Origin of the sequence: Streptomyces sp. NRRL WC-3626 (genome assembly GCF_000718785.1) — a bacterium.
Classification (GTDB): Bacteria; Actinomycetota; Actinomycetes; order Streptomycetales; family Streptomycetaceae; genus Streptomyces; species Streptomyces edwardsiae.
Genome location: NZ_JOCA01000007.1, coordinates 115,083 through 134,764 on the forward strand (window position 1 = coordinate 115,083; position 19,682 = coordinate 134,764).

The following is a 19,682-nucleotide window of genomic DNA, read 5'->3' on the forward strand; positions in this document are numbered from 1 at the left end:
CGCGTACCTCAGTTTCCGCTCGTGGCGCGCTGCTGGGCGCGTTGCAGGGCGGTTTCGCTGGACTGGCCGGTGAGGGCGGACTGGAAGGCGCTCTGCAGGGCGAGGGAGACGCCCGACCAGCCAGCACCGAGCTTCGCGGTGCGGGACCGGGCGGCGGCGACCTGGTCGGCCAGCGCGTCGAGTTCGGGCACCTTCGCGCGCCACTTCGCGGCGGCCTTCTCGTTGGCGGGGACCATCCAGCTGTTCAGGGCGTAGGTGAGCTGTTCCTTCTCGCTCGCCAGACAGTCGACGATCCGTCCCGCCGTCCTCTCGCGCCCGGTGTCGCCGGTGTTGGGCACGGTGAGGACGGCGCCGCCCAGCGGGCCCACCGAGTCGGCGCCCGCCTCGGGGACGGGGATCTGCGCGATCTCCCAGTGCAGGGACTTGTCCGTGTTGAGGGTCTCGACCTGCCACGGGCCGTTGATCATCATCGCGGCGTTCCCGGCCATGAACTGGTCGTTCACATCGGCCTGGGTCCAGTTGACCGTGGACTTGGACAGCGACCCGTCCTGCAGCAGCGCCTTCCAGTAGTCGAGCGCCTCCACGACCTGGGGGCCGTCGAGGTCCGACTCGTCGCCGCCGTTGGACCACATGAACGGAGTGAACTGGAAGACGCCGTCCTCGGCTCCGCCCGCGCTGAGCGCCAGGCCGTACCGCTTGCCCTCGGTGAGCTTCTTCGCCGCCGCGCGCATCTCGTCCCAGGTGGTGGGCACCGGTACGCCCGCCTCGTCGAGGATGTCCTTGTTGTAGAAGAGCGCGAGCGTGTTCACGGAGCGGGCCGCGCCGTAGTACGTGCCCCGGTAGGAGCCGAAGTCGACGATGCCCTGGGGGATGTCGTCGGTGGCGAGCCCCAGGGCGCGCAGGTCGACGAGCCCTCCGGCGTCGGCGAAGGTCGGCATCTCGGAGGCGTCGAACTGCACGATGTCCGGCAGCGACTTCGACGACGCCATGCGCAGCGCCTTCGTCATGACCTGTGAGGCGGGGACGCTCTGCTGCTCGATGGTGACGCCCAGCCGCTCGCCGCAGCGGGCCATCGCCTCGGCGTCCCAGCGGTGGTAGGTCTCGTCGGTCGAGGAGTTCATCACGGTGTACACGTCGCTGTCGCGCTGCTCCGCGCAGCCGGTCAGCGCCGCTCCGGCGATGAGGACGGAGACGGCGGCGAACGACGTGACGGCTCCGCGCGAGCGTCCGAGCGCGCGGTGTGCGGCAGCCGGAGGATGTGCTGTCACGGTGGGTGCCCTTGCGTGGGACCGGCTCAGCGGGGCGCTGAGCTGGTGACTCTGTGGGGAGGGTGGTGAAGCGCTTCGACTTGTGGCGGCTCTCGCCGAGGTGTTGCCTGGCGCTGCACCGGGTGTAATTTGTTTTGCCTGATTACTAATACGTCAGCGAGAGCCGGTCGCGCTAGCCCCCCGACGGTACGATCTGCTTGCGCCAAGGCGTGACAGGTTCCGCGTCTCCTGCCATAGTTCCTGGTCAGAGGAGTCCTCCCGTACCTCTGCCGCCCTCCCCCTCCGAGGAAGATCATGAAATTCACTGACGGTTTCTGGCGCATCCGCGAGGGCGTCCAGATCTCGTACGCGACCGAAGTGCGTGATGTACGCCCGGAATCGAAGCGCTTCACCGGGTATGCCGCGGTGAAGAAAGTGACCCGCAGGGGCGACACCCTCAACGCGCCGCTGATCACGGTCGAGTGCTTCTCCCCCGCCGAGGGTGTGATCGGCGTCCGGGTCACCCATCACGCGGGCAAGTACCGGCCGGGTCCCGACTTCGTCCTCACCGGGGACGAGGGCGGCGCGGGCGCGGTGAGCGCGGACGGTTCCGTCACCGGGCTGACCAGCGGTCCCCTGACCGTGCGGCTGGACGGGTCCGGTCCCTTCGGGCTCTCCTTCCATGACGCGGACGGGCGGGAACTGACCCGCGCCGGCGCCAAGAGCACCGCCTTCGCCACCACCGACGGGGGCGCCCACCATGTGCTGAGCCGGCTGTCGCTGGGTGTCGGTGAGCAGATCTACGGTCTGGGCGAGCGGTTCACGCCGTTCGTCAAGAACGGCCAGACCGTCGACGTGTGGCAGGCGGACGGCGGCACGAGCAGCGAACAGGCGTACAAGAACGTCCCGTTCTATCTCTCCTCGCGCGGCTACGGCGTCTTCGTCAACCACCCGGGCGCCGTCTCCTTCGAGGTCGGCTCCGAGTCCGTCGGGCAGGTGCAGTTCAGCGTCGAGGACCAGGCGCTCGAGTACTACGTCATCGCCGGGCCGACTCCGAAGGAGGTCCTCGGCCGCTACACGGCCCTGACCGGCCGTCCGGCCCTGCCGCCGGCCTGGTCGTTCGGCCTGTGGCTCAGTACCTCTTTCACCACGTCGTACGACGAGGCGACGGTGACGTCGTTCGTCGACGGCATGGCCGAGCGGGGCATCCCGCTGTCGGTGTTCCACTTCGACTGCTTCTGGATGCGCGAGTACCAGTGGTGCGACTTCCAGTGGGACCCGGACGTCTTCCCCGATCCGGAGGGCATGCTGGCCCGCCTCAAGGAGAAGGGGCTGCGGATCAGCGTCTGGATCAACCCGTACATCGCGCAGAAGTCCCCGCTCTTCGACGAGGCAGCGGCCCTCGGCCACCTGGTGCGCCGGGCGAACGGCGATGTGTGGCAGTGGGACCTGTGGCAGGCGGGCATGGGGCTGGTCGACTTCACCAGCCCGGACGCGCGCGCGTGGTTCCAGTCGAAGCTCAAGCCGCTGCTCGACCAGGGCGTCGACACCTTCAAGACGGACTTCGGCGAGCGCATCCCCACCGATGTCGTCTGGCACGACGGCTCCGACCCGGAGCGGATGCACAACTACTACACCCACCTCTACAACCGGACCGTGTTCGAGCTTCTGGAGAAGGAGCGCGGGCAGGGTGAGGCGGTGCTGTTCGCCCGGTCCGCGACCGCGGGCGGTCAGCAGTACCCGGTGCACTGGGGCGGCGACTGCTGGTCGTCCTTCGAGGCGATGGCCGAGTCGCTGCGCGGCGGTCTGTCGCTGTCGCTGAGCGGGTTCGGCTTCTGGAGCCACGACATCGGCGGCTTCGAGGGCACGCCCGACCCGGCGGTCTTCAAGCGCTGGCTGGCCTTCGGCCTGCTGTCCTCGCACAGCAGGCTGCACGGCTCGACGTCGTACCGGGTGCCGTGGGAGTTCGGCGACGAGGCGGTGGACGTCGCCCGTCGGTTCACCCTGCTCAAGCACCGCCTGATGCCGTACCTGTACGGCGCCGCCGCCGAGGCCCGGCGCACCGGCGTGCCGATGATGCGGCCGATGGTGCTGGAGTTCCCCGGGGACCCGGCGTGCCGCCCGCTCGACCGCCAGTACATGCTGGGCGGGGATCTGCTGGTCGCGCCGGTCTTCGACGAGGACGGCGAGGTGGAGGTGTACCTCCCGGAGGGCACCTGGACGCATCTGCTGAGCGGCGAGCGCGTCACCGGCCCGTGCTGGCGCACCGAACGGCACGGCTACGACAGTCTTCCGCTGTACATCCGTGAGGGCGCCGTACTCGCCCTGTCCGCCGACGACTCCCGCCCCGACGCCGACTGGCTCGCCGCTCCGGTCCTGCTGGTCCACCCCCCGGCCGCGTCCGACTACGCGGCCGAGGTCACGATCCCGGACATGACAGGCCTGCCGGCCGCGACGTTCCGGGTCCGCCGGGACGGCGACAGCCTGCGCGTCACGGCGTCGGACACCGACCGCCCGTTCACGGTGCGGCTCCCCGGCGGGACGGAGGCCCGGGGCACGGGCGAGGTGACCTTGCGGATGGGGTGAGCGGCGGGGCCCGCCGCGGGGGTGGGCACGGCACGCCGTGCCCACCCGGCGGGCGAAGGAGGGCGCGGGGGCCGGCCCCGGCAGAGACACGAGTGACGGTCTCGACACCGCGGGTGCCAGGGAGTGCCCTTCGGCTCTCCGGGCGCGTACTCGGCCTCACCCGTCCGGTCCGTCATCGTGAGCGTGGCGAGGCGGCGGCCGTCACCCGGGAACCGGCGGTCGTGACCGTGAGCACGGGGCGGGCTTCGGCGTCGGCGGGTGCGGGCGCGGTGGGCGGCGCCGCCCACCGCGCCCGGCCACAGGACCGGAGTCGCCGCCGGCAGGGGACGTTGCCGCGATGCCCCTGTGCATGGCGCCCGCTCGTTCGCGGCAGGGTGCTGGGCAAGGTGGGCCGGGGACCGTGGGGGGGCGGTCAGGTGCCCGGGTGGCTGCCCGGACCGTGGCCCGGGCCGGCCAGGGGGGTCGGGGAGAGGACCGCGGCCTCTTCGCCTGCCTCCAGGAGGGTGTCCGCCGAGCCGACGATCAGTGGGTCCGGTGTGCCCAGGGCCTCACGGTCCTTCGCCGCGTAGTCGCAGCGGTCGAGGAGGCTGCGCATCGCTTCCAGTCGGCCCCGGCGTTTGTCGTTGTTCTTCACCACCGTCCAGGGCGCGTGGGGGGTGTCCGTGGCGCGGAACATCTCGATCTTGGCCTCGGTGTAGTCGTCCCAGCGGTCGAGCGAGGCGAGGTCCATCCCCGACAGCTTCCAGCGGCGCACCGGATCGACCTGGCGGATCGCGAACCGGGTCCGCTGCTCGGCCCGGGACACCGAGAACCAGAACTTCACCAGCAGGATGCCGTCGTCGGTGAGCAGCCGCTCGAACATGGGCGCCTGCTCGAGGAACTGGCGGTACTCGGCCTCCGTACAGAAGCCCATGACCCGTTCCACGCCCGCGCGGTTGTACCAGGAGCGGTCGAAGAAGACGATCTCGCCGCGGGACGGCAGATGGGCCACATAGCGCTGGAAGTACCACTGCCCCGCCTCCCGCTCGGTCGGCTTCTCCAGCGCGACCACGCGGGCGCCACGGGGGTTGAGGCGTTCCATGAACCGCTGGATGGTGCCGCCCTTGCCGGCCGCGTCCCGGCCCTCGCAGAGCACCACGATCCGCTGGCCGGTGTCCTTCACCCACCGCTGCATCTTCAGCAGTTCGATCTGCAGGATGCGTTTCGTCCGGTCGTACTCACCCCTGCGGATCCGGCGGTCGTAGGGATGGTTCTCGCGCCAGGTCTCGATCGGGGTGCCGTCGGCGTCGAGGAGCACCGGCCGCTCCGGGCGCCGGTCGTCCACCTCGAGACCGTCGAGAAGACCGTCGCCGGTCCCGCCGTCCGCGTGTTCGGCCATCACGTCGTCTCCCGCCGCTTTCGAGTGCGCTACGCGAAGCGTATGCCCGCGGGGCGTTATGCGGTGATTCGGCCGCGGTCCGGGGAACAGGAAGGGGCAGGACGGCAGGACTCACGCGGAGGGACGCACGACGTGCAGATCGATCTGAAGGGCCGTACGGCACTGGTCACCGGCTCCACCCAGGGCATCGGTGCGGCGATCGCCACCGGGCTGGCGCGGGCGGGCGCCCGGGTCGGGGTCAACGGGCGCTCCGCCGAGCGGGTACGGGACAGCGCCGCCGCGCTGGAGCGGGACGTGCCCGGCGCCGACGTCGTACCGGTCGCGGCGGACGTGACCACCGAGGCGGGCGCCGCGCAGGTCGCCGAGGCCCTGCCGGGGGTGGACATCCTCGTCAACAACCTCGGCATCTTCGGCTCGGCGAACCCGCTGGAGATCACCGACGACGAGTGGCGGCGCTACTTCGAGGTGAACGTCCTGGCCGCCGTACGGCTGACCCGGCTCCTGCTGCCGGGCATGGCCGAACGCGGCTGGGGGCGGATCCAGTACATCGCCAGCGACTCGGCGATCGTCACGCCCGCCGAGATGATCCACTACGGCATGTCCAAGACGGCGCTGCTCGCCGTGGGCCGCGGCTTCGCCAAGCAGGCCGCGGGCACGGGTGTCACGGTGAACTCGGTCATCGCCGGGCCCACCCACACGGGCGGTGTGGAGGACTTCGTGTACGAGTTGGTGGACCGCGAGCTGCCGTGGGACGAGGCGCAGCGGGCCTTCATGCGCGCGCACCGGCCGCACTCGCTGCTGCAGCGGCTGATCGAGCCGGAGGAGATCGCCAACATGGTCGTCTACCTCAGCTCGGAGCAGGCCTCCGCCACGACGGGCGGGGCGCTGCGGGTCGACGGCGGTTACGTGGACGCGATCCTGCCCTGAGCCGCCCCGCACGAAGGCGGCTCAGGGCCGCGCGGGTCAGCCGGCCCGGATGCGGTCGCGGATCCAGACACCTGAGGGCTTCAGCGACGACGTGCCCGCCCAGGGGCCGTCGTCGTCGCAGGTGCCCGGCTCGAAGACGGCGCCGGACCGGTGATCGTCGGAGTAGTTCCAGTTGACCCAGCTGATCTTCCTGTCCGCCATCAGGTCCAGATAGCGCTGGGACATGGCGAAGTCGTCGGCGCCCTCGCCGGCGTAGTTCTGGGTGCCGAACTCGGTGACGAACACCGGGATCCGGTCGGCCGCGCGGGACAGCGCCGCCAGATACTCGTCCCGGTGCGAAGCAGCGTAGAAGTGGAACGTGTACATGATGTTGGAGGCGTCGACCGGATCGTCGACGACCTCCGACTCGTCGGCGCCCTCCGAGACGCCGAACGACGACCAGGCACGGGTGCCGACGAGCACGGGCGCGTCGGGGTCGATGGCGCGGACGACCGGGATGATGTGCTCCGCGTACTCCTTGATCCGCGGCCAGCTCACGCCGCTGGGCTCGTTGGCGATCTCGTAGAGGATGTTGTCGCGGCCCTGGTGGCGCCGCGCGATGTCGGTGAAGAACCTCCGCGCGTTGTCGAGGTTCGCCATGGGGTCGCCGGGGTCGAGCATGTGCCAGTCGACGATCACGTACAGGCCGCGCTCGCTCGCCTCCCGGATCAGGGAATCGGCGAGGCCGGTGAAGTGCTCCGGGTCGGTCTCGTAGCCGCCTTCCTGGACGTAGGTGGAGACGCGGAGCACGTCGGCGCGCCAGTCGCCAGCGAGGGCGTCGAGCGAGCCGTCGGTGAGGCACTGGGCGTACCACTGGGTGCCGTGCGTGCTCATGCCGCGCAGCTGGACCGGGCTGCCGTGCTCGTCGCAGAGGCGGGTGCCGCAGACCGTGAGCTGTCCGTGGGCGGAGACCGGCGTGGGGGCCGGCGCGGCGGACGACGAGGGTGCGGCGGTCAGGGCGAGGAGAAGGGAGGCGGCGAGGGCCGTCGCGCTCGCGGCGGGACGTGGCTGGAGTCGTGCCGTTCTCATGTGGGGGGCTCCCGTCCGTCGGGATGGTTAGGAAGGTTTCCTGTCACCGATGGAACTGCAGCCGGCCCCGCTTGGCAAGGTGCACGACAAGACTGGCCCGGGGTCAGCCGATCAGCTGGACGAGGGCGAGGGTGCCGATGACGACGATGAGGCCGCGCAGCACGGCGGGGCTGAACTTGCGCCCGGTCCTGGCGCCGAGCTGGCCGCCGAGGGCGGACCCGGCCGCGATGAGCGCGACGGCGGTCCAGTCGAAGTCCGCGACGAACAGGAAGAAGGCGGCGGCGACGGTGTTGACGATGGCCGCCAGCACGTTCTTGACCGCGTTGAGGCGCTGCAGCGGTTCGTCGAGGAACAGCCCCATCAGGGATATGTAGATGATGCCCTGCGCGGCGGAGAAGTAGCCGCCGTAGACGCTGGCCAGGGCGAGTCCGGCGGACAGCGGCCGGCCGCCGTCGGGGCGGGCCGAGTGGCCCTCGGCCCGGCGGTCGCGCACCTTCTTGGCGATCAGCGGCTGCAGGGCCACGAGGAGGAGGGCGAGCCCCACCAGGGTGGGCACGATGGCCTCGAACGCCGCGGCGGGCAGCGCGAGGAGGAGCACCGCGCCGCAGAACCCGCCGAGCACGGCGCCGACGGCGAACTTGCGGACGCGCCGGCCCTGCCCCGCGAGTTCCCTGCGGTAGCCGATGGCGCCGCTGATGGACCCGGGGATCAGTCCGAGGGCGTTGGAGACCGTGGCGGTGACGGGGGACAGCCCGGTGGCGAGCAGCACGGGGAAGGTGACCAGCGTGCCCGAGCCGACGACGGCGTTCATGGCGCCGGCTCCGACGCCCGCCGCGAACACGCCGAGCATCTCCAGGGGCGTCACGCCGCGGCTCCGGCCGTGCCGTCTGCGTCCGTTGTCGCCCGGTGCCGGCACCGCTCGGAGGAAACGTTCATGTGAGGACGCTAGCCTGCGGCCGTTTCGGCGATCGCCGAAGGGTCCTCGTCGGCGGTCGCCGGGGGCGTCAGGGCGCCGTGGACGGGGTGCGCCCCGTCTCGTCCGGCGGGGACTCCGTCACGCGGCCGCCCGGGTGGCGCAGGGCGCACAGGTAGGCGATGCCCAGGGCGATGGCCATGCCGTAGAACACCCACTGATTCGCCTCGGCGTAGTCCATCCGTACCGCCGCCATCGCGTCCCGCATGGCGGTGGCTCCCGCGCCGCCGCCTTCGGGGACACGGGTGTCGCCGCTTCCCGTGACGGCCTCGGTGACCTGGCGTGCGACGTCCCGGGCCTCGTCCGACGGCACACCGCGCGACCGGAGCGTGTGCACCACCTTGTCGGTCGTGACATGCGTGAGGACGGTGCCGAACACGGCCAGGCCGACGCTCGCCGCGTAGTTGCGGACGGTCTGGGTGACGCCGGTGACCTCGCCGTAGGAGGCGCCGATGGCACGGTTGACGGCGTCCGTGGAGGCCGGGGCGAGGATGAGGCCGATGCCCGCGCCCGCCATGGCGGCGTACGGCCACTGGTCGTGCATCGAGAGGTCGGTCAACTCGCCCGCCCACAGGGCGAAGCCGACGGCGCCGAGCACGGAGCCGAGTTTCAGCGCGGGACGGGCCCCGCGCCGGTCCAGGATCCGGCCGCCCCACTGGGAGGCGAGGGCGAAACCGGCGAAGAAGTACAGCAGGAACAGGGCGGCCTGGTTGGGCGAGGCGCTCAGTGACACCTGGGCGTAGACGGAGGCGAAGAAGAACAGCGGGACGAACGCGAGCATCGCGAAGAACAGCACCAGCGCGTCCACCGTGAACGCCCGGTCCCGGAAGACCCGGATGTCGACCAGCGGATGACGGGCGCGCCGTTCGTACCGTACGAACACCACGAGCACGGCGAGTCCGCCCGCCACGCAGATCCAGGTCGCCGCGCTGTCCCAGCCCCAGGACCAGGCCTGCTGGAAGCCCAGCACGCTCAGCCCCATGCCGGCCGCGATCAGTACGGCGCCCCGGACGTCCAGGGACTCCTGGCGTCGCCGGTCCGCGATGTGCGCGAGTGCGGTGAGCACCAGCGCGGCGATCGCGACGGGGACGTTCACCCAGAAGATGGCGCGCCAGGTCCACGCCGTGAGCCAGCCGCCCAGCAGCGGCCCCAGCGCGGTGAGGGCGCCGGACAGCCCGAAGAAGAGGGCCAGGGCCCGGCCGCGCCGCTCGACCGGGAACACGGCGACGACGACGGCCAGGGCGGCGGGGAAGAGCAGGGCCGCTCCGAGTCCCTGGGTCGCTCGGAAGACGATCAGCCAGGTCTGGGCGAAGTCCCCGCGCGGGACGCAGCCGCACAGCACGGACGAGATCACGAAGACCAGCGTTCCGGCGATCACCACACGGCGGGGGCCCAGCAGGTCCGCGAGCCGGCCGCCGAGGGCGAAGAAGGCGGCCAGTGCGAGCAGATAGGCGTTGACCACCCACTGCATGCCCGAGGACGACAGACCCAGCTCGTGGACGATGTCCGGCGCGGCGATGGCGACGATCGTCTGGTCGATGAACGTCATCGCCACCGCGAACAGCATCGCGGCCAGCGCCAGGGTCTGCCGCGGCGCCGCCTCGCGCCCTGGGGTCCGGTCGCTCATCCGCCCAGTCTGTGATCCGCCGCGGGGGCCCGCATCCCGGGTTCACGGACGGAGTACGTCCGTACCGCTCAGGGCAGCCGGGCGACGCCCGCGTAGATGCCGCTGCTCTCGGGCTCGGGAGCGGGTGTCGTCCGGAACCACTCCGGCGCGGTCACCAGACCGGGCTCGACGAGGTCCAGGCCGCCGAAGAAGCGGGCGACCTCGTCGCGGGTGCGGAAGCCGAGGCGGATGCCGGCCCGGGCGTACTCGGCGGTGACCTGCGCGGCCAGCTCGGAGTGGAGGTCGGAGGCGGCGTGCGACAGCACCAGGTAGCTGCCACTCGGCAGCGCGGACCGCAGCTCGCCGACGATGCCGAGCGGGTCCTGGTCCTCGGGGAGGAAGTGCAGCAGGGCGATCAGGGACAGCGCGATCGGGCGCTCGAAGTCGAGCACACCGCGGGCGTGCCGGATGATCTCGCCGGGGTCGCGCACATCGCCCTGGATGTAGTCCGTGGCGCCTTCCCTGCTGCTGATCAGCAGGGCCTCGGCGTGCCGCAGCACGATCGGGTCGTTGTCCGTGTAGACGACCTTCGCGGTGGGGACGACGGCCTGCGCTATCTGGTGCAGGTTCGGCTCGGTGGGGATGCCCGTGCCGATGTCGAGGAACTGGTCGATGCCCTGTCCGGCCAGCCAGGCGGCCGCCCGCTGCATGAACTGGCGGTTCTGCCGGGCGGCGTCCCGCGCCTCGGGCGGCAGTTTCTCCCCCACGGCCTCGTCGACCGGGTAGTTGTCCTTGCCGCCGAGGAGCCAGTCGTAGACCCGCGCCGGATGCGCCTTGCTGGTGTCTATGTGCGGAGGGTCGGTGGGTGTGCCGGTCGGCATGGCGAAGTCCGTCCCAGAGTGGATCGAGGGTGCCTGACGATCATCAAGTCTGGCACAGCAACGGGTGTACGGAGGACAGGAGTTCGACCCGGGCGGGTCACGGCGGCGGTGCCGTGCTGGCGCGCACCACCAGCCGGGTCGGCACGAGCGTGGTACCCGGCTCGGGACCGTCCTGGCGCACCTTGCTCAGCACCGCCTGCACACAGAGCCGCCCCACCTCGGCGAAGTCCTGGTGGAGGGTGGTCAGCGGGGGCAGGAAGGAGGACGCCTCGGGGATGTCGTCGAAGCCGACGACACTGACGTCCTCGGGTACGCGCCGGCCTCGTTCGTGCAGGGCGCGCAACAGGCCCAGCGCCATCTGGTCGTTGGCGGCGAAGACGGCCGTGCACTCCTGACGGGCGGCGAGTTCGAGGCCGGCCCGGTAGCCGGAGTCCGCGGACCAGTCGCCCCGGACGAGCGGCGGCGGCACCCGGCCGGCCTCGGTGAGTGCCGCGCGCCAGGCGTCCGTACGGCGCTGGGCGGCGAACGAGTCCTCGGGGCCGCCGAGATGCCAGACCGTGCGGTGGCCGAGGCCGAGCAGATGCTCGACGGCGGCGCGGGTGCCGCCCGCCTGGTCGGTGTCGACGACCGTGTAGTGGTCGCCGGCGTCGGAGTCGACCACCACGACGACCTGGACGTGCGGCGGGAGCTGGATCATCGCCGCGTCCAGGAGGTGGACCTCCATGATGACGATGACGGCGTCGACGGCGAGTTCCTCGAGCCGGGAGAACGCCCCGCGCACCTCGTCCTGGGTCGGCACGGCCACCGGCAGGAGCGTCACGGCGTAGCCCTCGCGCGCGGCGGAGGTGGCGATCGCCTCCAGGGTACGGACGTTGCCGGTGGTGGACAGGGTGAAGATGATGACGCCGATGGTGCGGAACTCGCCGCGTTTGAGGGCGCGGGCGGCGCTGTTGGGCCGGTAGCCGAGCTCCTTCATCGCGGCCAGCACCTGACGGCGCGTCTCCTCGTTCACACCGGCGTAGCCGTTGGAGACGCGGGAGACGGTCTGGGAGGAGACGCCCGCCAGGCGGGCCACGTCGGCCATGGAGGCCGTGGTCCGGGCGCCGCCCCGAGTGCGGCGCGCGCCGCCGCCGGGTCCGGGTACGTTCGCGGGCGTTCTTTCGGCCGTGTCCACTCGCCGTCAGCACCTTCCTGCCGTTGTCCGCGTCACGGTTTCCCCAGGAAACCCTTGACCGCCCTGAGAGGGCAGTGTAAACATTCCGCCATCCGATGTTTACGTAAACATAGCAGCTGGGCAGCGCTTCACGGCCTCCGGTGTTTACGCAAACATCATGTGCAGGGGGGGGTGCCGTCCGGCTCACACGCCGGGCGGCGCCGGTCCGGATCGGTGACGAGCGAGGAACGACATGACGACGCTGCAACCGCCGGCGGCCACAGGCCCCCGGCAGGCCCCACCCGCGGCGAGACGGGACCGCCGGTCCTGGACCGGGTGGGGCTTCATCGGTCCGTTCGTGGCCGTGTTCGCCCTGGTCTTCCTGGCGCCGATCGTGTACTCGATCTATCTGAGCCTCTTCCGTGACCAGCTCATCGGCGGCACCACGTTCGTCGGGCTCGACAACTACCAGCAGGCGTTCCAGGACGAGCGGTTCTGGGCGGCCCTCGGCCGGGTCACGCTCTTCCTGTGCGTCCAGGTGCCGATCATGCTCGGCATAGCACTGCTGGCGGCCCTGGCCCTGGACAGCGGCCGGCTCTACGGCAAGAGCTTCTTCCGCATCACGATCTTCCTGCCCTACGCCGTTCCCGCCGTGGTCGCCACCCTCATGTGGGGCTTCATGTACGGCACGAAGTACGGCCTGGTCGGCGACATCAACGGGGCGTTCGGCGTCACACTGCCCGACCCGCTCTCCCCCGACCTGGTGCTTGCCTCCATCGGCAACATCGTCACCTGGGAGTTCGTCGGCTACAACATGCTGATCTTCTACTCGGCGCTGCGTGTCATCCCGAACTCCCTGTACGAGGCGGCGGAGATCGACGGTGCCGGACAGCTCCGTGTGATCACCGCGATCAAACTGCCCGCGATCCGGGGCGCGCTGGTCATCGCGACGATCTTCTCCATCATCGGCAGTTTCCAGTTGTTCAACGAGCCGAACATCCTTCGCCCGCTCGCACGCAACGCCCTGACCACCGACTACACGCCCAACTTCTATACGTACTCGCTGTCCTTCAACGGCCAGCAGCACAACTACTCCGCGACGGTGGCCATCATCATGGGCCTGATCACGATGGTGATCGCCTACGTCGTGCAGCTGCGCGGCATGCGCAAGGGAGCGTGACCCGATGAGCACCCCTCTCACCACAGCCTCCCCGGCCGCTCCCGCCAAGGTCCCCGGCCGCGGCGCGCCGAAGCTGCGCACGACGCGCCGGCGCACCGCCGGCAAGCCCCGGCGCAGCGTGCTGCTGACCGTGCTGACCTCCCTGATCGTCCTCTACACCGTGGTGCCGCTGGTCTGGCTGGTCATCAACGCCACCAAGACACAGACGGGGCTGGCCGACTCGTCCGGGATGTGGTTCGCCGACGACTTCGCGCTGTGGGACAACATCCGGGACACGTTCACGTACCACGACGGCGTGTTCGGGCGCTGGCTGCTGAACACCCTGCTGTACGTGGTGCTGGGCGCCGGCGGGGCCACCTTCCTGGCGGTCCTCGGCGGTTACGCGCTGGCGAAGTTCGACTTCCCCGGCAAGCGCGGTGTCTTCGCCACGGTCATCGGCGCGGTGGCCGTCCCCGGTACGGCCCTCGCGGTGCCCACCTTCCTGATGTTCAGCAAGATGGGCCTGACCGACACCCCGTGGGCGGTGATCATCCCCTCGCTGGTCTCGCCGTTCGGTCTGTACCTGATGTGGGTGTTCGCCACCGAGGCGATCCCCACCGAACTCCTCGAGGCCGCCCGCATCGACGGGGCCGGCGAGGCGCGCACCTTCTTCACCGTCGCCCTGCCGCTGCTCGCCCCCGGCATCGTGACCGTGCTGCTGTTCACCACGGTCGCCACCTGGAACAACTACTTCCTGCCGCTGATCATGCTCAAGGACCCGGACTGGTATCCGCTGACGCTCGGTCTGAGCGCGTGGAACTCCCAGGCCGAGACCATCGGCGGCGAGGTCATCTTCAACCTGGTGATCACCGGTTCGCTGCTCACCATCCTGCCGCTCATCGTCGCGTTCCTGCTGCTGCAGAAGTACTGGCAGTCGGGTCTCGCCGCGGGCAGCGTCAAGGAATGACCGGGCCGCTGCCGGCCACCCCTCCAGACCCCACACCCCGCACCATCACCCTCACCACGACCCGCCCACGAAGAAGTGGAAGCACTCACATGCGCAGAAACACCGGCCGCCTGCTGCGCGGCATCGCCCTGCTCTCCGCGGTGGCCCTGGGCGCCACCGCCTGCGGCGGCTCCGACGACGACTCCACCGGCGAGGCGGTCTCCGCCTCGGACGTCCAGGCGGCCCTCGAGAAGGGCGGCACGGTGACGGTGTGGTCCTGGGAGCCCACGCTGAAGTCGGTCGCCGCCGATTTCCAGAAGAAGTACCCGAAGGTCAAGATCAACCTCGTCAGCGAGCGGTCGGGCGACAAGCACTACACCGCGCTGTCGAACGCGATGTCGGCCGAGAAGGGCGTCCCGGACGTCGCGCAGATCGAGTACTTCGCGGTGAACCAGTACGCCCTCGGCAAGGGTCTGACCGACCTGGCCTCCTTCGGCGCCGACAAGCTGGCCGACAAGTACACGCCCGGCCCGTGGAACGCCGTGACGCAGGACAAGGCGGTCTACGGCCTGCCGATGGACTCCGGCCCGATGGCGATGTTCTACAACAAGCGGATCTTCGACAAGTACGACATCGCCGTCCCCGCCACCTGGGACGAGTACGTCGACGCCGCGCGCAAGCTGCACAAGGCCGACCCCAAGGTCTACATCGCCAACGACGCGGGCGACGCCGGCTTCACCACCAGCATGCTGTGGCAGGCCGGTTCGCGTCCCTACAAGGTCGACGGCACCAATGTGAAGATCGACTTCAGTGACGCGAAGGCCAAGCAGTACACGGACACCTGGCAGAAGCTGATCGACGAGAAGCTTGTCGCCCCGGTCAACGGCTGGACCGACGAGTGGTACAAGGGCCTCGGCGACGGCACCATCGCCACCCTGACCACCGGTGCCTGGATGCCCGCCAACTTCGTCAGCGGCGTGCCGAACGCGGCCGGCGACTGGCGCGCGGCCCCCATGCCGGTCTGGGCCAAGGGCGACAAGAGCAGCGCGGAGAACGGCGGCAGCTCGCTGACCCTGCCCGCGCTGGGCAAGAACAAGGAACTCGCCTACGCCTTCGTGGAGTACGCCAACTCCGGTGAGGGCGTCGGTACCCGCGTCGGGGAGGGCGCCTTCCCGGCCACCAAGGCGGAACTGCAGTCCGCCGACTTCCAGAGCACCAAGTTCGAGTACCTCGGCGGCCAGGAGGCGAACAAGATCTTCGCCGAGTCCGCCGCCAACGTCGCCAGCGACTGGTCGTACCTGCCGTTCCAGCAGTACGCCAACTCGATCTTCAACGACACGGTCGGCAAGGCCTATGTCTCGGGCACCACGCTCGCGGACGGTCTGAAGACCTGGCAGGACGCCTCGGTGAAGTACGCCGAGGAGCAGGGCTTCACCGTCGAGAAGTAACACCCGTCGGGCGGCGCGGACCCCCGCGCCGCCCGGTGTCCCCACCCGGAAGGACCGCCATGATCTCCACCCTCCTGTCCCGCGCCGGCGGGGCGGACGGTGACCCCGCCCCCCGTCTCGTCTACGGCGCCGACTACAACCCCGAGCAGTGGCCCCGCACCGTGTGGGAGGAGGACGTCCGGCTGATGCGCGAGGCCGGCGTGAACCTCGTATCCGTGGGGATCTTCTCCTGGGCGCGGCTGCAACCGTCCGAGGACACCTGGGACTTCGCCTGGCTCGACGAGGTGATGGACCTGCTGCACAAGGGTGGCATCGGGGTCGACCTGGCCACCGCCACCGCCTCCCCGCCGCCCTGGCTGACCACGGCCCACCCGGAGATCCTTCCGGTCACGGCCACCGGCGAGACGCTGTGGCCGGGGGCACGCCAGCACTGGCGTCCCACCTCGCCCGTCTTCCGCCGCCACGCCCTGCGCCTGGTCCGCGAGCTGGCGACCCGCTACGCCGGGCATCCGGCGCTCGTCGCCTGGCATGTGAACAACGAGCTGGGCTGCCACAACGTCTACGACTACTCCGACGACGCGGCCCGCGCCTTCCGGGACTGGCTGCGCGCCCGCTACTCCACGGTGGACGCGCTCAACAGCGCCTGGGGAACGGCGTTCTGGTCGCAGCGGTACAGCGACTGGGAGCAGATCCTGCCGCCCCGGCTGGCCGCCTCGCATCCCAACCCGACGCAGCAGCTGGACTTCAAGCGGTTCTCCTCGGACGCGCTCAAGGACCATCTGCGCGCGGAGCGGGAGATCCTGCGGGAGCTCACCCCGGACGTCCCCGTCACCACCAACTTCATGGTGATGGGCAACACCAAGGGCATGAACTACTCCGACTGGGCCGACGAGATCGACTTCGTCTCCAACGACCACTACGTGCACCCCGGCCCGCAGGACCGCGACGAGCTGTCCTTCTCCGCCAATCTCACCAGCGGCATCGCCGGCGGGCGGCCCTGGTTCCTGATGGAGCACTCCACCAGCGCCGTCAACTGGCAGCCGGTCAACGTGGCCAAGCGCCCCGGTGACCTGGCCCGTGACTCGCTGCTGCATGTGGCGCACGGCGCCGACGCGGTCTGCTTCTTCCAGTGGCGGCAGTCTGCGGCGGGCGCCGAGAAGTACCACTCGGCGATGGTCCCGCACGCCGGTGCGGACAGCGACCTGTTCCGCGCGGTGGCCGAACTCGGGGCCGGCCTGAAGACGCTCGCCCCGGTCGCCGGGTCCGAGCGGGAGCCCGCCCGGGTCGGCATCGTCTACGACTGGGAGTCGTGGTGGGCGAGCGAGCAGGACTCCCACCCGACCGCGCTGCTCGACTACCGGCAGGAGGCGCTCGACTGGTACTCGGCGCTGCTCGCGCTCGGTATCCGTGCCGACCTCGTCACCACCCGGGCCGATCTGCACCGCCACCAGGTGCTGATCGCCCCCGTGCTGCACATGGTCCCGGCCGACCTGGCGAAGACGCTGACCCGGTACGCCGAACAGGGCGGCCATCTGATCACCACCTACTTCTCCGGTGTCGTCGACGAGCACGACCATGTGTGGCTCGGCGGCTATCCGGGCGCGCTGCGGGATCTGCTCGGCATCCGTATCGAGGAGTTCGGTCCGCTGCTCGCCGGTGACACCGTGGAGCTCGACGACGGCACGACCGGCACCCTGTGGACCGACCGGATCACCGTGACCGGTGCCGGGACCGAGGTCCTGGCCCGCTACCGCAGCGGCGAGCAGGCGGGCAGGCCCGCCGTCACCCGGCGTGGGACAGGCACGGGTTCCGCCGCGTACGTGTCCACGCGGCTCGGTGTCGAGGGACTGACCTCGCTGCTGCCGCGGCTGCTCGAGCGGGCCGGCGTGGAGAGCGAACTGCCCGCCGGGGTACGGGGGCTGATCGAGCCGGTCGTCCGGCGCGGCGACGGAGGCCGGTTCCTGTTCCTGGTGAACCGGACCGACGACACGGTTCCGGTCCCCGGCATCGAGGGAGAGGTGCTCGTCGGCACCACCGACGCCGAGGGCGCCCTCACGCTCGGGCCCCGCGCGGTCGCCGTACTGCGGCAGCCGGCCGCCTGACACACCCCACCACTCCCCCGGAACGGCACATGCCCGTTCCGGGGGCCGTCCCCTCCCGCCGGTCTCCGGTGCGGCGGGAGGGTCCACCGAAGCGCGACCACACCTCAATGTCGGGAGCACTGACGATGGCACACCGTACCCGCAACAGACGGTTCCTCACGGCCGCCGGGCTGACCGCGGCCCTGGCCACCGGGGCCGCCCTGATCCCCGGCCCGACGTCCGCCGCCGCCCGAGCCGCGGACCTCCCCTCCGTCACCGTACGACCGGACCCCTCGTACCAGCAGGAGGAGTTCGAGGGCTGGGGCACCAGCCTGGTCTGGTTCGCGAACGCGACCGGCGACTACCCGCCCGAGATACGCGAGAAGCTCGCCCGGCTGCTGTTCGGCGACGACGGCCTCGCCCTGAACATCGCCCGCTACAACGTCGGCGGCGGCAACGCGCCCGGCGTTCGGGACTATCTGCGGGCCGGAGGCGCGGTCGAGGGCTGGTGGAAGGCGCCCGAGGGCACCACCCGCGAGGACACCGGCTGGTGGGACGCCGAGGACCCCGCCGACTGGAACGAGAACGCCGACGCCGCGCAGCGGTGGTGGGTGGACCGGGTCAAGAAGGACATCACCCACTGGGAGACCTTCAGCAACTCACCGCCCTGGTTCATGACGGTCAGCGGCTATGTGTCCGGCGGATTCGACCCCACCGCCGACCAGTTGAAGACGGAGTCGGTCGACGACTTCGCCGCCTATCTGGCGGGCGCCACCCAGCGGCTGGAGAAGGCGCACGGCATCGAGGTCGACACCGTCGACCCCTTCAACGAGCCGAACACCAACTACTGGAGCACCCGGCTCGGCGCGGACGGCGAACCCGTCGGCGGACGTCAGGAGGGCGCCCACATCGGCCCCGCACTCCAGGAGAAGGTCCTCCACGCGCTCGCCCCGGCGCTGAAGAAGGCGAAGACCAGGGCGGGAATCGCCGCCATGGACGAGACCAACCCGTCGATCTTCGCGCAGAACTGGAACGCCTACTCGCCCGAAGCGCGTGACCTCGTCGGCCAGATGAACGTCCACACCTACGGCACCGGTCAGCGCACCACCGTGCGGGACATCGCCAAGGCCGAGGACAAGCGGCTGTGGATGAGCGAGGTCGAGGGCGACTGGGGCGACGGACAGAGCTTCACCGACATGCGTCCCGGTCTGGGGCTGGCCCAGCGCATCGTGGACGATCTGCGGGAACTGGAGCCGCGCGCCTGGGTGTTCTGGCAGCCCGTCGAGGACTACGACAACATGAGACCGGGAGGTGAGTCCGCCAAGGGCGGCAACTGGGGTGAGATCCAGCTCCCCTTCAGCTGCACCGATGAGGACACCCTCGAAACCTGCCCCATCCACACGAACACCAAGTTCGACACCGCCCGCAACTTCACCCACTTCATCAAGCCGGGCGACCGGCTGATCAAGGTGGACGACACCTCCAGCGCGGCCGCGGTCACCAAGAACGGCAAGGGCGCCTCAGTCGTCCACGTCAACAGCACCACCGAGGCGCGCAAGGTCACCGTCGATCTGTCCAGGTTCCGGCACATTGGCCGGAACGCGACCGTCACCCCCGTCGTGACCAGCGCCGACGGCAAGCTGGAGCGGCACCGGGCCGTCAAGGTCACCGACCGTGCGGCCACGTTCGCGGTGCCGGCCCAGTCGGTGACGTCCTTCGAGGTCAAGGGCGTCTCCGGCGTCGCGGAGGACGCCTCGCCGCTGCGCAGGGGCCACACCTACACGCTGACCGGTGTGCAGAGCGGCAAGGCGGTCACCGTCGCGGACGACGGCACGCACCTCGTCATCGGCACCGGTGACGACTCGGCCGCCCAGCGGTGGCGGCTGAGCGCGGTGCGCCCCGGTGACGGGGTGCGCGGTCGCTACGAGTTCACCAATCCGGTGAACGGCGGGCGGCTGACCGTCCGGGACGACGTGCCCGTCGCCGAGCCCCGCACCGGCAAGCGGGACCCGGCCGCCGAGTGGCTCCTGTCGACCACCGGCGACGGCACCTGGACGCTGGTCAACGCGGCCACCGGGCGCCTCCTCGAAGTCGGGGGCCAGGCCACGCACGAGGGCGCCGCCGTCACCACCTGGGGGCCCAACTCCGGTGCCAACCAGCGCTGGACGGTCACGGACGTCACGGGCTGACCTCCGCTCCCGAATCCGGCCGCGTCACCGCCCGGTGGTG

The 19,682-nt window shown here is 70.6% G+C and carries 14 protein-coding genes; 7 read left to right on the forward strand and 7 right to left on the reverse strand.

The annotated features are described in order from the left end of the window. Positions 1 to 8: 8 nt before the first annotated feature. Positions 9 to 1,268, reverse strand: a complete 1,260-nt coding sequence (locus IF28_RS0113650; RefSeq protein WP_030218686.1) for an ABC transporter substrate-binding protein — start codon at positions 1,266 to 1,268, stop codon at positions 9 to 11. A gap of 294 nt (positions 1,269 to 1,562) precedes the next feature. Here IF28_RS0113650 and yicI point away from each other — a divergent pair, with 294 nt between their 5' ends. Then, a complete protein-coding gene (yicI, locus tag IF28_RS0113655) occupies positions 1,563 to 3,833 on the forward strand; it encodes an alpha-xylosidase (RefSeq protein ID WP_030218689.1) in 2,271 nt (756 codons plus the stop codon). 412 nt (positions 3,834 to 4,245) lie between these two features. On the opposite strand, the gene ppk2 is transcribed toward yicI, so the two are convergent. Next, complete coding sequence (gene ppk2 / locus IF28_RS0113660) at positions 4,246 to 5,211, reverse strand: polyphosphate kinase 2 (RefSeq protein WP_030218692.1); 966 nt, start codon at positions 5,209 to 5,211, stop codon at positions 4,246 to 4,248. 132 nt (positions 5,212 to 5,343) lie between these two features. Here ppk2 and IF28_RS0113665 point away from each other — a divergent pair, with 132 nt between their 5' ends. Further along, positions 5,344 to 6,138, forward strand: coding sequence for an SDR family NAD(P)-dependent oxidoreductase (locus tag IF28_RS0113665; protein WP_030218695.1), 795 nt, complete (start codon positions 5,344 to 5,346; stop codon positions 6,136 to 6,138). A gap of 36 nt (positions 6,139 to 6,174) precedes the next feature. Here IF28_RS0113665 and IF28_RS0113670 read toward each other — a convergent pair whose 3' ends face one another. The 5 genes from IF28_RS0113670 to IF28_RS0113690 form a co-directional block, all read right to left on the reverse strand. Next, complete coding sequence (locus IF28_RS0113670) at positions 6,175 to 7,206, reverse strand: glycoside hydrolase family 5 protein (RefSeq protein WP_030218698.1); 1,032 nt, start codon at positions 7,204 to 7,206, stop codon at positions 6,175 to 6,177. A 103-nt stretch (positions 7,207 to 7,309) separates the two neighbouring features. Continuing rightward, entirely contained in the window at positions 7,310 to 8,071 is a 762-nt protein-coding gene (locus IF28_RS0113675) for a sulfite exporter TauE/SafE family protein (RefSeq protein WP_030218701.1), read from the reverse strand. A 139-nt stretch (positions 8,072 to 8,210) separates the two neighbouring features. After that, the gene (locus IF28_RS0113680) at positions 8,211 to 9,806 is read right to left on the reverse strand and encodes an MFS transporter (protein WP_051713741.1); all 1,596 of its coding nucleotides are present in this window, start codon (positions 9,804 to 9,806) and stop codon (positions 8,211 to 8,213) included. A gap of 68 nt (positions 9,807 to 9,874) precedes the next feature. Then, positions 9,875 to 10,666 (reverse strand): SAM-dependent methyltransferase, encoded by a 792-nt coding sequence (locus IF28_RS0113685; protein WP_030218704.1) that lies wholly within the window; start codon positions 10,664 to 10,666, stop codon positions 9,875 to 9,877. Between the two features lie 97 nt (positions 10,667 to 10,763). Then, a complete protein-coding gene (locus IF28_RS0113690; RefSeq protein WP_030218707.1) occupies positions 10,764 to 11,750 on the reverse strand; it encodes a LacI family DNA-binding transcriptional regulator in 987 nt (328 codons plus the stop codon). Between the two features lie 322 nt (positions 11,751 to 12,072). On the opposite strand from IF28_RS0113690, the gene IF28_RS0113695 reads away from it, so the two are divergent. From IF28_RS0113695 to IF28_RS0113715, 5 genes are all read left to right on the forward strand, one after another. Further along, a complete protein-coding gene (locus tag IF28_RS0113695; protein WP_030218709.1) occupies positions 12,073 to 12,999 on the forward strand; it encodes a carbohydrate ABC transporter permease in 927 nt (308 codons plus the stop codon). Positions 13,000 to 13,003: 4 nt separating this feature from the next. Continuing rightward, positions 13,004 to 13,945, forward strand: coding sequence for a carbohydrate ABC transporter permease (locus tag IF28_RS0113700; protein WP_030218712.1), 942 nt, complete (start codon positions 13,004 to 13,006; stop codon positions 13,943 to 13,945). An 89-nt stretch (positions 13,946 to 14,034) separates the two neighbouring features. Beyond that, entirely contained in the window at positions 14,035 to 15,372 is a 1,338-nt protein-coding gene (locus IF28_RS0113705) for an ABC transporter substrate-binding protein (RefSeq protein ID WP_030218715.1), read from the forward strand. A 59-nt stretch (positions 15,373 to 15,431) separates the two neighbouring features. Next, positions 15,432 to 17,474, forward strand: a complete 2,043-nt coding sequence (locus IF28_RS0113710; protein WP_030218716.1) for a beta-galactosidase — start codon at positions 15,432 to 15,434, stop codon at positions 17,472 to 17,474. 125 nt (positions 17,475 to 17,599) lie between these two features. Beyond that, positions 17,600 to 19,642: an RICIN domain-containing protein gene (locus IF28_RS0113715; RefSeq protein WP_030218720.1), complete on the forward strand. Its 2,043-nt coding sequence runs from the start codon at positions 17,600 to 17,602 to the stop codon at positions 19,640 to 19,642. Positions 19,643 to 19,682 lie beyond the last annotated feature (40 nt).

Excerpts from the sequence above, each read along its gene's own strand:
- yicI (WP_030218689.1), top strand. The coding sequence starts at position 1,563 with ATGAAATTCACTGACGGTTTCTGGCGCATCCGCGAGGGCGTCCAGATC.
- ppk2 (WP_030218692.1), bottom strand. The coding sequence starts at position 5,211 with ATGGCCGAACACGCGGACGGCGGGACCGGCGACGGTCTTCTCGACGGT.
- IF28_RS0113670 (WP_030218698.1), bottom strand. The coding sequence starts at position 7,206 with ATGAGAACGGCACGACTCCAGCCACGTCCCGCCGCGAGCGCGACGGCC.
- IF28_RS0113680 (WP_051713741.1), bottom strand. The coding sequence starts at position 9,806 with ATGAGCGACCGGACCCCAGGGCGCGAGGCGGCGCCGCGGCAGACCCTG.
- IF28_RS0113685 (WP_030218704.1), bottom strand. The coding sequence starts at position 10,666 with ATGCCGACCGGCACACCCACCGACCCTCCGCACATAGACACCAGCAAG.
- IF28_RS0113690 (WP_030218707.1), bottom strand. The coding sequence starts at position 11,750 with ATGGCCGACGTGGCCCGCCTGGCGGGCGTCTCCTCCCAGACCGTCTCC.
- IF28_RS0113695 (WP_030218709.1), top strand. The coding sequence starts at position 12,073 with ATGACGACGCTGCAACCGCCGGCGGCCACAGGCCCCCGGCAGGCCCCA.
- IF28_RS0113700 (WP_030218712.1), top strand. The coding sequence starts at position 13,004 with ATGAGCACCCCTCTCACCACAGCCTCCCCGGCCGCTCCCGCCAAGGTC.
- IF28_RS0113705 (WP_030218715.1), top strand. The coding sequence starts at position 14,035 with ATGCGCAGAAACACCGGCCGCCTGCTGCGCGGCATCGCCCTGCTCTCC.
- IF28_RS0113710 (WP_030218716.1), top strand. The coding sequence starts at position 15,432 with ATGATCTCCACCCTCCTGTCCCGCGCCGGCGGGGCGGACGGTGACCCC.
- IF28_RS0113715 (WP_030218720.1), top strand. The coding sequence starts at position 17,600 with ATGGCACACCGTACCCGCAACAGACGGTTCCTCACGGCCGCCGGGCTG.